This window comes from Haladaptatus salinisoli (assembly GCF_020614375.1).
In the GTDB taxonomy this organism is placed as follows: domain Archaea; phylum Halobacteriota; class Halobacteria; order Halobacteriales; family Haladaptataceae; genus Haladaptatus; species Haladaptatus salinisoli.
Window position 1 is genome coordinate 231,684 of sequence record NZ_CP085327.1, and the last position, 14,678, is coordinate 246,361.

Genomic DNA, 14,678 nt, shown 5'->3' on the forward strand with positions numbered 1-14,678 from the left:
GACGTGACACCGAGAGAGTGAATAACTCACATCCCGCTACGGGTTTCAAAGCCTTTGTATCGGATGACTCCCGAGGTTCGCACATGGCTACGAAGGTCGTCGTGCTCGGTGCTGGGTACGCCGGTGCTGGCGCAATACGGCAGCTCGAAGAAGAACTGGAGAACGCCGACATCACGTGGGTGTCGGACACCGATTACCACCTCGTGCTGCACGAAGCCCACCGGGTTATCCGCGACCCTCGCGTCAAGGAGAAGATTACGCTCCCGGTTCACGACATCAAATCGCCGAGTACGCGATTCGTTCAGGGAACCGTCACGGGCGTGGACACCGACGACCGGTCGGTCGAACTCGAAAACGGCGACCAGATCGACTACGACTATCTCCTCGTCGCCCTCGGAAGCAAGACGGCATACTACGGCATCCCCGGCATGGCGGAGAACTCGCTGACGCTGAAGGGACTCGACGACGCGCTCCAGATCCACGACGCGGTCAAGGACGCCGCGAAGACCGCGTCGCGCAACGACCCCGCGAAGGTCGTCGTGGGCGGGGCCGGCCTGTCTGGCATCCAGAGCGCGGGCGAGATCGCCGAGTACCGCGACAAACACCGCGCGCCCATCGACATCTACCTCGTGGAGGCGCTGGACGAGATCATGCCCGGGCAGGACCCCGAACTGCAGGGGACGGTGAAGAAGTACCTCCTCGAGAAGGACATCAACGTCCTGACCGGCGACCCCATCACCGAGGCGACCGAGGACGAGATTCAGTTCGACGAGGGCGAACCGCTCGACTACGACGTGTTCGTCTGGACCGGCGGTGTCACCGGCAGGGACGCGATGGACGACTGCAACCTCGACAACCAGCACAACCGCGTCACCACCGAGGCGAACTTCCAGACCAGCGACGAGCGCGTGTTCGCCATCGGCGACTGCGCCATCATCGACCAGGGCGAGAACCCCGCGCCGCCGACCGCGCAGGCCGCGTGGCAGGCCGCCGAGGTCGTCGGCGAGAACATCGCCCGCTCCATCCGCGGCCAGCCGCTCGCCACGTGGACGTACGACGACAAGGGGACGGTCATCTCCATCGGCGACGACGCGGTCGCCCACGGCGTCAAGGCGGTCGGCGTCGAGTTCCCCGTCAGCACCTTCAACTCCCACGCGGCGAAGTTCCTGAAGAAGATGATCGCCGCGCGCTGGATCGCCGACGTGGGGTCGTGGAACCGCGCGGTCAAAGCGTGGGACTCGCTGTAATCCCGAAATAGCGTCCTTCTCGTCCCCGTTCTCCGAGCGTCCGCCGATTCTCGTCGAGCGCTCGTCCTCCGAGAGACGGCTCCCGAACGCTCCGCCGTGTTCGATATCGATCCGCCCGAACCGAGTCGCGTTCAGTGGCCCCGCACGTCGTGCGAGAGCGTCCCGATTCCTTCGATTTCGACCTCGACGCGGTCGCCGTCTTCGAGCGGTGCGACCCCCGCGGGCGTCCCGGTGATGATCACGTCGCCGGGTTCCAGCGTGAGGTAGGTCGTGATTTCGGCGACGAGTTCCGGCACGGAGAAGATGAACTGGTCGCGAGAGGACTCCTGTCTGAGTTCGCCGTTCACGCGCAGTCGGACCGCTGCGTCGTCGGGCACCTCGTCGGGGGTCGCCAGAACCGGGCCGAGGGGACACGAGTTGTCGAACGCCTTGCCGCGCACCCAATTCTGCTCGCGGTCCTGATCGTCGCGGTTCGAGACGTCGTTCGCGCACGTGAACCCGGCGACCACGTCCATGGCGTCCTCTTCCGCGACGTGGCGACACTGCTCGCCGACGACGACGCCCAACTCCGCCTCGTGGTCGACGCGTTCCTTCCCGGCGGGGAGCGCGACGGTGCTCCCGTGGGACGCCACCGCGTTCGGCGGCTTGAGGAACAGGAGGGGACGCTCGGGCACGTCCTTGTTTCGCTCCGCCGCGTGGTCGGCGTAGTTCAGGCCGACGCAGACGATCTTCGTGGGGTCGCTCGGCGCGAGGACGTCGACCTCGTCGGGGTCGTAGTTGTCCTCGCCGAATCGGAGTTCACCGTCGCTCCACTCGCCGGTTCGAATCGAACCGGCCGGGTCGCGGAATCGGACGCGTTTCATACCGGGTGGTCGAAGTCGCGCGCCAAAATCGTTCGGTCTCCGGTAACGCCCTCGTCCGCGACCGCCAACATCCTTTAAGGACGATTACGCACAACCTACGACCGCACCATGGAACTCACTTGGTACGGACACTCGACGTGGCACGTCGTCGTCGACGACACCGAACTCCTCATCGACCCGTTCTTCGATAACCCGAAGACGGACACCGACCCGGAGGAGTTAGACCCAGATTACGTGCTCCTCACGCACGGGCACGCGGACCACATCGGCGACGCGGACCGATTCCGGGGCGCTCACTTCGTCGCAACGCCGGAGGTGATCGGCTACGTCACGGACGAGTACGGCGTCGAGAACGGCACCGGGATGAACATCGGCGGTACGTTCGAGGCCGACGACGCCTTCGTCACGATGGTTCGCGCCGACCACACCAACGGTCTCGACACCGGGTACGGGGCCTCCGGCGGGATGCCCGCGGGCTACGTGGTCTCCGACACGAAGCCGACGCAGGTGTCGGACGAGGAGTCCACGACGTTCTACCACGCCGGCGACACGGCGTTGATGACCGAGATGCGCGAGGTCATCGGCCCGTACCTCGAACCCGACGCCGCGGCAGTTCCCATCGGCGACCACTTCACGATGGGTCCGTGGCAGGCCGCCATCGCGGTGGATTGGCTGGACGTCGACTACGCGCTGCCGATGCACTACGACACGTTCCCGCCCATCGAGCAGGACACCGACGACTTCGTGCGCGAAGTGGAGGCGACCGGAAGTGACGCCGAAGTTCGCGTACTGGAGGGCGGCGAGACCTTCGACCTGACGGACGAGCTGTCCTACTGAGTTCGGGACTACCGTCGTTTTTTCGCGGTGGTCCGGCGGACGAGCGCCGCGCGCTCGGTTGCGCCGCCGAGCGAATCACCCGTGCGCCTAACGGTAGCGTTTATGACAGAGCTGATGAAATTTATCGATGCATGACGAGTTCCCCGTCGACACCGACGCGCACGTTCGGGTGGGTTGACGACGCGATTCCCCGGTACGAATCGTTCTTTACGGTCGACGAACACCGCGAGCGCGACCGAACGCTCGCGGCCGAACACGACCACGTCGAGTACGCGGAACTCGGCGAGAGTTCGGACGGTGAGACGCTGTGGGCGGTGACCGTCGGCGACGGCGGTCGGAGCGCGCTGCTGGTCGGCGCGCCGCACCCGAACGAACCGATCGGCTCGATGACGATCGACTTCCTCGTCCGCGAACTCGCGACGAACGACGAGATGCGGGCGTCCTTCGACTACGAGTTCGTCTGCGTGCCGGTCGCCGACGTGGACGGCGTCCGACTGAACGAAGGTTGGTTCGACGGCCCGTTCACGCTCACGAACTACGCGCTGAACTTCTACCGAACGCCGCCGGACGAACAGGTCGAAGCCACGTTCCCGGTCGAACATGAGGGGTACTCCTTCGATAATCCGGCGCCGGCGACGCGGGCGGTGGTCGCGCTGATAGAGGACCACCGTCCGGAGTTCATCTACAGTTTCCACAACACCGCATTCGGGGGGTGTTATTACTACCTCACCGAACCACTGGAACCGCTGTACGATGTGCTTTCGTCGCTCCCCGGGGAGTACGGCGTTCCGCTCCATCGCGGCGAACCAGAAGGGTTCCGTACGGAGGCACTACACGACGCTATCTATCGACTCCCGACCTTCGCGGATCAGTTCGACGACGCACGCGAGCGTGACGACGTCGAACCCGAAGCGGTGCTCCTCGGCGGCAACGCCTACGACTACGCCAGCCGATTCGACGAAAACGTAGTCGAGTTCATCGTCGAACTGCCGTACTTCCACGACCCACAGATTCAGGAGCGGACCCGACTGAACCGCTCCCGCGAAGAGGTGATCCGCGACGGAGTGCGGAACCGGCAGACGCTCGCCGTAGAGTTGCAGCGCGAGATCGACTCCGTCGCCGAGTACCTACCGGACACGCCGATGGCTCGGGAAGCGGTCGGAGCCATCGACTACTTCGAGGACGAGTACGAGTCGAAGCTCGAGTGGGCGGAATCGGTCCCCGAGACGGACGAGTCGGCGACCGTAGCGCAGCGCGTCGACGAGCGCTTCCTCCGGCAGTATCACTTGCTGACGTACCTCGGCATGCTGTTGCGGTCCATCGACCGCGCCGCGATGAGCGGCGACGAGGACGCTCACCGGACGCTCACGGAGGCGAAAGCCGGGCTCGAAGACGCCTTTCACGACCGAATCGGGGAGATGCGCGACCATCTCGACTACGAGACGATTCCCATCTGGAAGCTCGTCGCGATTCAGGCTCGCGCGGGGCTTATCTGTCTGGATCATCGCCAGAATCGCGCCGACGAAACCGGTTCGGGTGTCGAAGGGAACGCGGGGAGTCGCTGAGCCCGACCGAGACGTACCGAGAGCGTCGACGCGCTCCGCCCTCGGGGTCGTACGTCGCTTACGAGTACTTCCCCCGTCGTTCGGACGATCCGCGGCGACGAGCGGGGTCCGGGAATCGGTCACGTCCGCTCTCGAACCACCGACGTCCGTCCTTTCTACCGCTTCTCTCCGTCAAGCGCGACCGGAAGAACAATACTTAGGAGCGTCGCGGGAAACAGTCGAAACGCAATGCCAGAAGTCACCACTACGTCGGAAGAGGGGTACAGCGCAGAGAACGACATCCGCGACTTCTCCATCAGCATCGACGCGACCGGCGAGGACGCGCCGGACACGCTCGAGACGCTGCTGGCCGCGTACGGTTCCTGCTACGTTCCCGCCCTGCGCGTCGGCGGCGAACAGCGCGACGCCGGCGACCTCGGCAAGATCGAAATCGACGTGAGCGGCGACCTGAACGACGACGATAAGCTCGAATCCGTCGCGTTCGACATCCGATGGGAGGCCGACACCGACGACGAAACCGCTCAGAACGTCATCGACCGCGCGTTCGAACTCTGCAAGGTTCACGACGCGCTCAAGGACAGCCTCCACGCGGACGCCTCCGTCGAGACGGGCGCGTTCTAACGTCGCGTCTCGATTTCCCGAACCCGGAAAGGGAAGCGTTAAAAGTCGCGCGGCGGAACGGTAGGGTATGAGTCAGACCCAGAAGCAGGCGCGAAAATGCGTCTCGTGCGGGATTAACATCTCCGGCACGAACGCCGCGTCGTTCAAGTGCCCTGACTGCGGGCAGACCATCTACCGCTGTGCGAAGTGCCGCAAACAGAGCAACCTCTACGAGTGCCCCGACTGTGGGTTCCTCGGACCGTAACAATGGGAAAAGTCGCAGCCAAAGTCAAAGTGATGCCGCAGAGCCCCGAGATCGACTTGGACGATCTTCAGGAGAAACTCGAAGACTCGCTCCCCGAGGGTGCGAAGATCAACGGCTTCGAGCGCGACGACGTCGCGTTCGGGCTCGTCGCGCTCCTGCCGACCGTCATCGTCCCCGACGACGCCGGCGGCACGGAAGCCGTCGAGGAGTCGTTCTCGACCGTCGACGGCGTCGAGAGCGTCGAAGTGCAGAACGTCGGTCGGATTTGAATTCGGCTCTTTTCGCGTTTCGTAGCCTCACTCCGACAGCGACTCGTACACCGCTCTGACGTCCGAATCGTCGACGTAGCCGCCGTGATAGCAGAGCGTTCGCCCCGCGTCGAACTCCGCGAGTTTGCCGACCGAGTCTATCGCCTCGTCCATCTCGGGCGTGAACCGCTCGCTCGGCCCTGCGAGACCGTCCTCGTCGGCCGTCAGGGCGTCGCCCGCGACGAGCAGGTCGGCGTCGGGGAGCACCAGGGAGACGTGTCCGGGCGTGTGACCCGGCGTCTCGACGACCCGCATGGGACCGACCTCGGTCCGGAACGCGACGCCCTCGACCACCCGCACGTCCATCGGAACCGGCGGGTAGCGGTCGCCCGACGATTTGACGGGGTCCTCGTCCCCTTCGATGGCCGGCGCGTCTCGGGGGTGGGCCATCACCGTCGCGTCGGTTCGCTCGACCAGTTCGCGAGCGCCGCCGGCGTGGTCGCCGTCCTGGTGCGTTAGAAGGAGCGTCTCCACGTCGTCGAGGTCGAACCCCTCCTCGGCGAGCGCCGCCGCCAGTTCGTCCGTCTGACCCGGATAGCCGGCGTCTATCAGGACGAGTCCGTCGTCGGTTTCGACGCCCGAGGGGTGGATGGTCACGCGGCGGTCGCCGCGGTCGAACGCGAGCGGGAACGAGTACGCGTGTCGGTCGAGTTTCATGCGGCGGAGTACGGCGGCCAGCGCCGTGTACCTTCGGTCGAGCGTTCCCTTTTGGGAGTCCGGTTCCGATTTCAGTTCAGCGCCGTCTCGAACGCCCGCTCCAAGTCCGCCTTTAAGTCGTCGACGTGTTCGATGCCGACGCTGGCGCGGATGAGGCCGTCCGAGAGCCCCGCCGCGAGGCGCTCCTCACGCGGAATCGCTGCGTGCGTCATCGTCGCCGGCTGTTCGATGAGCGATTCGACGCCGCCGAGGCTCTCCGCGAGTGTGAAGACGTCCGTCTCGCTCACGACGCTGGCGGCCTCTTCGAGCGAGGCGTCGAGTTCGAAGCTCACCATGCCGCCGAAGTCGTCCATCTGTTCCGCGGCGAGTTCGTGACCCGGGTGGGAGTCGAGACCGGGGTAGTAGACGGTCTCGACCGCTTCGTGGTCGTCCAGCCACCGGGCGATTTCGCGGGCGTTGTCGCAGTGCCTGTCCATCCGGACGCCGAGGGTCTTCGTCCCGCGCAGGACGAGAAAGCAGTCGTGGGGGCCGGGCGTCGCGCCGACGCTGTTCTGGTAGAAGCCGAGCCGCTCGTCCAGTTCGGGGTCGTTCGTGACGAGCGCGCCGCCGACCACGTCGGAGTGACCGCCGAGGTACTTCGTCAGCGAGTGCGAGACGATGTCCGCGCCGAGGTCGAGGGGTCGCTGGAGGTACGGCGTGGCGAAGGTGTTGTCCACCGCGCAGAGGGCGTCGGCGTCCGCCGCGATGTCGGCCATCGCCGCGATGTCCACGACGTTGAGCAGGGGATTCGTCGGCGTCTCGACCCACAGGAGTTTCGTCTCGTCGCGGACCGCCGCCGCCACCTCGTCGGGGTCGGTCATGTCCACGAAGGAGAACTCCACGTCGTAGTCGGCGTACACCTGCGTGAAGATGCGATGGGTGCCGCCGTACACGTCCTCGCTGGTGACGACGTGGTCGCCGGCGTCTAGCAGGTTCAGGACGGTGTTTATCGAGCCCATCCCGCTGGAGAAGGCGCGTCCGAACTCGCCGCCTTCGAGGCTGGCGAGGTTGGCTTCGAGGTCGGTGCGCGTCGGGTTACCCGTCCGCGAGTACTCGTACCCGCGGTGGTCGCCCGGGGCGTCCTGCACGTAGGTCGAATTGGCGTAGATGGGCGTCATCAGCGCCCCCGTCTCCTCGTCGGGTTCCTGTCCGGCGTGGATGGAGCGCGTTTCGAACCTGAAGTCGTCGCTGTCGGTCATGCGCGAGGGGACGTAGCGCGGGCAGGTTACTCTTGTCCTTCCGCGGCGCACGGGTCGAAATCGCCACAGAACGCCGCGACCGGAAGCGGGAATCCGTTACGTCGTCCAGAATTCTCGCTTCCGGCGGCCGGTCGCCGTTCTAAACCGAACCTTTATGACACGTGGGAATGACATCTCGGTCGTGAAACACGTGGCTCCGCCCCGCGCTGGCCGCAATCACGGGCCAGTACCTACTTTTCGTCGGGTGAAGTCTCGGTTCGGCCGCTGACGCGGCGTCGGGACGAAACCCGACGACCCGCGCACCGCCCGCCGAACGATTCCGAATCCAACCACAGATGCGAGCACTCACGCAGTTCAGCCGACGCACCGCCAGTCGAACCACCGTCCGAATCGCCGTCGACCGAGTCCCCGTCGGCCGACCGGCCGCCGGAAACGCGGACGAAGCGGTCCCCGCGGAGGTCCGACGATGAGCGACATGACCCCTCGGAGCTACTACGACGAGTTCGCCGAGGGCGAGTGGGAACGCCTCGACCGCGACCCCGTGACCAGGATGGAGTTCGAAAACACCGTCGCGTACCTCGACCGCCGCCTCCCCGATTCGGGTCGCGTCCTCGACGCGGGCGGCGCGGCGGGTCGATACTCGATTTGGCTCGCCGAGCGGGGCTACGACGTGACGCTCGTCGACCTCTCGCCCAAACAGGTCGAACTCGCACGCGAGAAGGCCGCAGAGCGAGGTCTCGACGCTCGAATCGCCGCCGAAACCGGCGACGTGCGCGACCTGCGGTTCGATGACGACGCCTTCGACGCGGTCTGCTGTCTCGGCGGCCCCCTCTCGCACGTCGTGGACGACGCCGAGCGCCGGGAGGCGGTCGGCGAACTCCGGCGAGTCGCCGCGCCCGACGCGCCCGTCTTCGTGTCGGTCATCGGTCGATTCGCCGCCATCGTGGACATCCTGAAGTTCAATCTCGACGCCTCACACGGCCTGCTCGCTCCCATCGCCGAGGACGGCAAGTACACCCGAGCGCGGGTCGAGGAGTACGGCGACGGCGAGGGTTGGGCGGAGTGTCACTTCTTCCGCGCCGACGAGTTCGAGTCGGAGTTGGAGGCGGCCGGCTTCGAGGTCGAGCGGTTGGTCGGGTTGGAGGGCGTCGCCAACCGGATGAAAACAGAATTGGCGGAGGTCGACGAGGACGCCGTCGAGAGCGTGCGCGACCTCGTTCGGATGCTCCGCGAGGACAGAACCGCGGTGGACTTCTCCGAGCACATGCTGGCGGTCTGTCGGGCGTAGCGAAAACAGGTGGGTTCCGACTCAGAACCGCGTCGTCCGCCCCGCCGCGGCCCACGGGTCGGTCGGCGCGCCCCGAGGCACGCGAACGTCGCGGTTCTGCAACTGCGATATCTTTCCGGCGAACCGCCAGCGGCCGCCCTCCCAATCGGGCTCCTCGCCTTCCGCCGCCGCCGCTTCCTGCGCTCGGAGGTGGGCGCTGATCGCGGCGGCTATCGCGGCGGCCTCCTCGTCGGTGGCGTCCGGCGGGACGTCGAGGTTCACGTCCGCGAACCCCTCAGAGCGGGATGTTGCCATGCTTCTTTTCGGGTTGGTCGGTTCGCTTGTTCATCAGCATTTCGAGGTCGTCGATGAGGCGCGGTCGGGTGTCTTTCGGTTCGATGACGTCGTCCACGAAGCCCCTGTCGGCCGCGGTGTAGGGGTTGGCGAACTGCTCGCGGTACTCGTCGATGAGTTCCTCCCTGCGCGCCTCGGGGTCGCTGGCCTCGTCCAGTTCGGAGCTGTAGAGCACGTTCACCGCGCCCTGCGGACCCATCACCGCGATTTCGGACGTGGGCCACGCGTAGTTCACGTCCGCGCCGATGTGTTTCGACGCCATCACGTCGTAGGCCCCGCCGTAGGCCTTCCGGGTGATGACCGTCAGGAGCGGAACGGTCGCCTCCGAGAAGGCGTAGAGCAGTTTCGCGCCGTGGCGGATGATGCCGCCGTGCTCCTGGTCGGTACCGGGCATGAAGCCGGGCACGTCCACGAAGGTGAGGATGGGCACGTTGAACGAGTCGCAGAACCGGACGAACCGCGACCCCTTCTCGCTGGCCTCGATGTCGAGGGTGCCGGCGTTGACGCGGGGTTGGTTCGCCACGATGCCGACGGAGCGCCCGTCGAGGCGGGCGAATCCGACGACGATGTTCTTGGCGTAGCCCTCCTGCACCTCGAAGAAGGAGTCCTCGTCGACGACGCCCTCCACGACGCGCGTCATGTCGTAGGGTTTTCGCGGCTGGTCGGGGACGACCGATTCCAGCTCCTCGTCCCTGCGCTCGGGGTCGTCCCACGGCTCCACGCGCGGCGGGTCTTCGACGTTGTTCTGCGGGAGGTACGAGAGCAGGCGGCGGATGTCGTCCAGCGCTTCCTCCTCGCTGTCCTCCGCGAAGTGCGCGACCCCGCTCTCCGCGGTGTGGGTCGTCGCGCCGCCGAGTTCCTCGAAGGTGACCTCCTCGCCCGTCACCGTCTCGATGACGTCCGGGCCGGTGATGAACATGTGGCTCGTGTCCTTCACCATGAAGATGAAGTCCGTGATGGCGGGCGAGTAGACCGCCCCGCCGGCGCACGGACCCATGATGGCGGATATCTGGGGGATGACGCCGGACGCCTGCTGGTTGCGGTGGAAGATGTCGGCGTAGCCCGCGAGCGATGCGACCCCTTCCTGAATCCGCGCGCCCGCCGAGTCGTTCAGTCCGATGACGGGCGCGCCGACCTCCATCGCCTTGTCCATCACTTTGGTCACCTTTTCGGCGAACACCTCGCCGAGCGACCCGCCGAAGACGGTGAAGTCGTGGGCGAAGACGAACACCGTGCGTCCGTTCACCTCGCCGTAGCCCGTCACCACGCCGTCGCCGTAAACCTGCTTTTCTTCCATCCCGAAGTTGTGGCTTCGGTGGGTGCGCAGCTGGTCGAACTCGTTGAAGGTGTCGTCGTCGAGGAAGTAGTCGATGCGCTCGCGCGCCGTCATCTTCCCCTTCTCGTGCTGTTTCTCGATTCGCTTCTCGCCGCCGCCCTTCTCGGCTTCGCGGCGTTTCTCGCGCAGTTCGTCGATCCGCTCGTCCATCGTCACGGTCGAACCCTCCGGAGACTCATTGCGCGTTTGCAGGACGACGGACCGGAAAAGAGTTCCGTACTACAACAGCGAGTAGAGGTTCAGGGCCAAAGTGGCGAGCAGGAAGAACGGGAGCACGGTTCGCACGCTCCAGAGCCACGGCGTTCCGAGCGACCGAGCGACCCCGCCAGCCCCCGAGTCGAACTCCGCCAGCGCGTCCGTCCCCAGAATCCAGCCGGTGAAGACGAGGAACCCCGCGAGTCCGGCGGTGAGCATCAAGTCCACGAGCGTTCCGGCGACGAAGTCGAACAGCCCCGGGTCGAGCGCGCAGACCGCACCGGTGACGAGGACGAGCGCGCCGAGTCCCGCGGTCGCGTTTCGGCGCGAAACGTCGTGCTCGTCGACGAGGTACGCGACGGGGATTTCGAGCATGCTGATGGAACTCGACAGGGCGGCGAACAGAATCGCGCCGAAGAACCCGACCGCGACCGCCCGCCCGAAGGGAACCTGCTGGAACGCGCCCGCCACGCCGATGAAGATTGCGCCCGCCTCGCCGCCCGCGGTCACCTCCGTGAGACCGCCCTGCAGGGCGAACAGGAGCGGGAAGACGACGAAGCCGGCGAGAACGCCGATTCCCGTGTTGAGCACGGCGATGACGCTCCCGTCGAACGCGAGGCTGTTGTCCTCGCCGAGGTAGGAGGCGTAGGTTATCATCGTCCCGACGCCGAGCGAGAGCGTGAACAGGGCCTGTCCGGCGGCGGCCCGGAGCATCCCGATGGGGTTCTCCTCGATGGGCGCGGGGTCGAAGTCGAGGTAGAACGATAACCCCTCGCCCGCGCCGGGTTGCGTGACTGCCCACCCCGCGAGTACCGCGAGTAGGACGACGATGAGCGGCATCATCGCCTTCGTCGCCGTCTCGATGCCGCCGCGAACCCCGCCGAGGACGATGGCGGCGGTCAGGGCGAGGAAGCCGACGTGGAAGGCCGCGGCCTCCCACCCGAAGCTGATGGTCTCGAAGTACGCGCCCGACTGGCCGAAGTACGACCCGGTGAAACTCGCGGCGAAGTACCGGAGAATCCACCCGCCGACGACGCTGTAGAACGAGAGCAGGACGAGCGCGGTCACGACCCCGAACAGGCCGACGAACCCCCACGATTTCGTGCCCGGCGCGAGGCGGGCGAGCGCGCCCGCCGGATTTCGTTTCGAGCGCCGACCGATGACGAACTCGGCGAGCAGTCCGGGGACGCCGACGAGCAAGACGATACAGAGGTAGACGACGAGGAAGGCGCTCCCGCCGTACTCCGCGGTCATCCACGGGAAGCGCCACACGTTTCCGAGTCCGACCGCGCTTCCGACCGCCGCGAGGATGAAACCCAGCCGACTCGTCCATGATTCGCGTGCCATTGCTCTGCACTCGTCCGTCGCGGGGTTATGAGGGTTTCGAGATCGGAAATCGTCAAAGCGTTGTGAATAGAGTCGATGGGCCGCACAACGCGGATTTTTGAGAGTGAATCGGGGGTGAATCCGCTCGTCGGGTTACGATATTTCAGTCGATGATGCGAGCGTTCAAATACCAGGCGACGATTCGATGGAGCGCCTATCGTCCGAAACCGCAAATTTCGCGCGAGGAAACGCCGAGCATCGTGCCGTTTGTCGGACGAGAAAATAGCGTGTTACCGGAATCGTTCGTGTGCTACGGGCCCGTCGGTGCTAGCCAACGAACGACATCAGGCTCAGCGCGAGCGTGCCGATGACCGCGACCAACACGACGACGCGGACGTGCCAGAGCCAGAACGGACCGATGTTGCTGGTGTTGCCGAGGCCGCGCCGGAGTTCGCGGACCGCGCCGGCGCTGTAAACCCAACCGACGAAGATGACGGTCAACACGACGCCGAGCGGGAGCAGGATGTTGTTGGCGATCTTGTCGAACAGGGTGAGCGTGTTGGTGTCGAGCGCCGAGGGGACGCCCAGGGCGAACACCACGACGCCGATGCCGACGGTGAGCACCGGACGGCTCACGCCGTAGTTATCGACGAAGTATGAGACGACGACTTCGAGGAGGCTGATCGCGGACGAGAGCGCCGCGATGAGGAGGATGACGAAGAACACGAAGCCGATGATTCCTCCCGCCGGTAGCTGGCCGAACGCCTGCGCGAGCGTGACGAAGATCGCGCCCGCACCGGCCTCGCCGACGTCGATGTTCTGTGCGAACAGGAGCGGGAAGACGACGAGTCCGGCGAGGATGCCGATGAAGGTGTTCAACGCGACGATGCTGAGACCGTCGCCGACGAGGTTGTCGTCGCCGTCGAGATAGGACGCGTAGGTTATCATCGCGCCCATGCCGAGCGACAGCGAGAACAACGCCTGCCCGACCGCGTTCGGGATGATGGTCTGGTATTTGTCCACGATGACGCTGAAGTTCGGGTTGAGGAAGTACTGGTAGCCGGCACTAGCGCCGTCGAGGGTGAACGCCCACGCGGCGAGACCCACCATGAGCACGGCGATGGACGGGACCATGAGCTTGGTGCCGACCTCGATACCCTTCTCGACGCCGGCGGCGACGATGCCGATGGTCAGGATCATGAAGACGGCGTGGAACAGTATCGCGTCGGTTCCCGCCGAGATTTGAGTGAAGTACGTTCCGGGGTCGCCGAAGTACGCGCCGTTCAGGCTCCCGATGACGTACTGGATGACCCAGCCGCCGACGACGCTGTAGTACGACAGGATCCAGAATCCGGTGAACAGGCCGAGGACGCCGATGAGTCCGGCGACCGGACCGCCGATATTCCGGAACGCGTCGACGATGTTCTTCTTCGTTTGTCGCCCGATGACGAACTCCGCGAGCATCGCGGGCAGTCCGATGAAGACGGCCGCGATCAGGTAGACGACGAGGAAGGCGGCACCGCCGCTTTCACCCGCCATGTACGGGAATCGCCAGATGTTCCCCAAACCGACTGCGCTACCGACGGCGGCCAATATAAACCCTAGTCGGGATGTCCACGTTTCTCTTTGTGACATGCTTGTACGTGGCATTCTTAATTATCAGTTATAAACGGTGCGATGTATATTAACCAGACGACTCCTGTCATATTGATTCGTATTCCGAGGGCGTAAATTGCGATTTCGGCGGCTCAGACCGTCGAATCCGAAACGTTACGATCGTGAGAACTGTTGTCGAGCGACAGGTTTCGCGTGACTACCGTACCGGTAGCGGCCATTTTTTGCCGGGAATCACGCTTCGCCGTACACCGGCACCGCCGCCCCGCTCGTCACGCTGGCGGCGTCGCTGCAGAGGAACAACACTACCTCCGCGATGTCCGCAGGAGCGACCCACGAATCGTGGTCCGCGTCGGGCATCATCTCCCGGTTCGCCGGCGTGTCGATGACGCTCGGCATAACGGCGTTCGCCCGCACGACGCCCTTGTTCTCCTCGGCGATGGTCTCCGTGAGCAGGCGGACGCCCGCCTTCGAGGCGCGGTAGGGGCCGTCGCCTTCGCCGCCTTCGAGCGACGACCGGGCGCTGACGCTGACGATGGCTCCCTCGCGGTCGCGGAGGTGCGGGACGGCGTGCTTCGACGCGAGGAACATCGTCTTCAGGTTCACGTCGAAGAGCAGGTCGAACGTCCCCTCGTCGGTCTCGTCGACGGGCGACCCGCCCTTCCACGTCCCCGCGACGTTGGCGAGACAGTCGATGCCGCCGTGGTCGGCGACGACCTCGGAGACGACCGATTCGACCTCCGATTCGTCCGTGAAGTCGCCCCGGTAGAACGCCACCCGGTCGCCGTCGAGCAGGGCGTCCTCGTCGCTCGGTTCGACCACGTCCGTCGCGCAGACCGTCGCTCCCGCGTCGTCGAAGGCGGCGCAGACCGCGCTTCCGAGCGCCCCGCTCGCGCCCGTGACGAGGGCCACGTCGTCGGTGAAGTCGAAGTTCGCGTCCATGGCTCGGACGACGGGTTCGAACACCATAAAATCGGATGCGGCGCTCGTCGCGACCCTCCTCGTC

At 65.5% G+C, this 14,678-nt stretch carries 16 protein-coding genes; 8 read left to right on the forward strand and 8 right to left on the reverse strand.

Features of this window, described 5'->3' with window-relative positions:
• Positions 1-83: 83 nt before the first annotated feature.
• Entirely contained in the window at positions 84-1,247 is a 1,164-nt protein-coding gene (locus LIX00_RS01340; RefSeq protein ID WP_227354388.1) for an NAD(P)/FAD-dependent oxidoreductase, read from the forward strand.
• Between the two features lie 131 nt (positions 1,248-1,378).
• On the opposite strand, the gene LIX00_RS01345 is transcribed toward LIX00_RS01340, so the two are convergent.
• The gene (locus tag LIX00_RS01345) at positions 1,379-2,110 is read right to left on the reverse strand and encodes a fumarylacetoacetate hydrolase family protein (protein ID WP_227354389.1); all 732 of its coding nucleotides are present in this window, start codon (positions 2,108-2,110) and stop codon (positions 1,379-1,381) included.
• A gap of 108 nt (positions 2,111-2,218) precedes the next feature.
• Between LIX00_RS01345 and LIX00_RS01350 the strand changes: the two genes are divergently transcribed.
• The 5 genes from LIX00_RS01350 (at position 2,219) to LIX00_RS01370 (ending at position 5,646) form a co-directional block, all read left to right on the forward strand.
• Positions 2,219-2,947 (forward strand): metal-dependent hydrolase, encoded by a 729-nt coding sequence (locus tag LIX00_RS01350; RefSeq protein ID WP_227354390.1) that lies wholly within the window; start codon positions 2,219-2,221, stop codon positions 2,945-2,947.
• A gap of 131 nt (positions 2,948-3,078) precedes the next feature.
• A complete protein-coding gene (locus LIX00_RS01355; RefSeq protein WP_227354391.1) occupies positions 3,079-4,512 on the forward strand; it encodes a M14 family zinc carboxypeptidase in 1,434 nt (477 codons plus the stop codon).
• Positions 4,513-4,740: 228 nt separating this feature from the next.
• Positions 4,741-5,133, forward strand: a complete 393-nt coding sequence (locus LIX00_RS01360; RefSeq protein WP_227354392.1) for an OsmC family protein — start codon at positions 4,741-4,743, stop codon at positions 5,131-5,133.
• A 67-nt stretch (positions 5,134-5,200) separates the two neighbouring features.
• Positions 5,201-5,377 (forward strand): HVO_2753 family zinc finger protein, encoded by a 177-nt coding sequence (locus tag LIX00_RS01365; RefSeq protein ID WP_007978781.1) that lies wholly within the window; start codon positions 5,201-5,203, stop codon positions 5,375-5,377.
• A 2-nt stretch (positions 5,378-5,379) separates the two neighbouring features.
• A complete protein-coding gene (locus LIX00_RS01370; protein ID WP_227354393.1) occupies positions 5,380-5,646 on the forward strand; it encodes an elongation factor 1-beta in 267 nt (88 codons plus the stop codon).
• A gap of 27 nt (positions 5,647-5,673) precedes the next feature.
• Here LIX00_RS01370 and LIX00_RS01375 read toward each other — a convergent pair whose 3' ends face one another.
• Both LIX00_RS01375 and LIX00_RS01380 read right to left on the reverse strand, forming a co-directional pair.
• The gene (locus tag LIX00_RS01375; RefSeq protein WP_227354394.1) at positions 5,674-6,342 is read right to left on the reverse strand and encodes an MBL fold metallo-hydrolase; all 669 of its coding nucleotides are present in this window, start codon (positions 6,340-6,342) and stop codon (positions 5,674-5,676) included.
• Between the two features lie 71 nt (positions 6,343-6,413).
• A complete protein-coding gene (locus LIX00_RS01380; RefSeq protein ID WP_227354395.1) occupies positions 6,414-7,580 on the reverse strand; it encodes a cystathionine gamma-synthase in 1,167 nt (388 codons plus the stop codon).
• Between the two features lie 335 nt (positions 7,581-7,915).
• Here LIX00_RS01380 and LIX00_RS25900 point away from each other — a divergent pair, with 335 nt between their 5' ends.
• Both LIX00_RS25900 and LIX00_RS01385 read left to right on the forward strand, forming a co-directional pair.
• Positions 7,916-8,050: a hypothetical protein gene (locus LIX00_RS25900; protein WP_255679324.1), complete on the forward strand. Its 135-nt coding sequence runs from the start codon at positions 7,916-7,918 to the stop codon at positions 8,048-8,050.
• Positions 8,047-8,868, forward strand: a complete 822-nt coding sequence (locus LIX00_RS01385) for a class I SAM-dependent methyltransferase (RefSeq protein WP_227354396.1) — start codon at positions 8,047-8,049, stop codon at positions 8,866-8,868. Before LIX00_RS25900 ends, LIX00_RS01385 begins: the two co-directional genes overlap by 4 nt.
• Positions 8,869-8,889: 21 nt before the next feature.
• Here the strand turns inward: LIX00_RS01385 and LIX00_RS01390 are convergent, their stop codons facing one another.
• From LIX00_RS01390 to LIX00_RS01410, 5 genes are all read right to left on the reverse strand, one after another.
• Complete coding sequence (locus LIX00_RS01390; protein ID WP_227354397.1) at positions 8,890-9,162, reverse strand: DUF8022 family protein; 273 nt, start codon at positions 9,160-9,162, stop codon at positions 8,890-8,892.
• Positions 9,143-10,687, reverse strand: coding sequence for an acyl-CoA carboxylase subunit beta (locus tag LIX00_RS01395; protein WP_227354398.1), 1,545 nt, complete (start codon positions 10,685-10,687; stop codon positions 9,143-9,145). The genes LIX00_RS01390 and LIX00_RS01395 overlap by 20 nt, the downstream gene beginning before the upstream one ends.
• A gap of 69 nt (positions 10,688-10,756) precedes the next feature.
• The gene (locus LIX00_RS01400) at positions 10,757-12,079 is read right to left on the reverse strand and encodes a sodium-dependent transporter (protein WP_227354399.1); all 1,323 of its coding nucleotides are present in this window, start codon (positions 12,077-12,079) and stop codon (positions 10,757-10,759) included.
• 306 nt (positions 12,080-12,385) lie between these two features.
• Positions 12,386-13,693, reverse strand: coding sequence for a sodium-dependent transporter (locus LIX00_RS01405; RefSeq protein WP_227354400.1), 1,308 nt, complete (start codon positions 13,691-13,693; stop codon positions 12,386-12,388).
• Between the two features lie 213 nt (positions 13,694-13,906).
• Positions 13,907-14,614 (reverse strand): SDR family oxidoreductase, encoded by a 708-nt coding sequence (locus LIX00_RS01410; protein ID WP_227355648.1) that lies wholly within the window; start codon positions 14,612-14,614, stop codon positions 13,907-13,909.
• Positions 14,615-14,678: the final 64 nt, after the last annotated feature.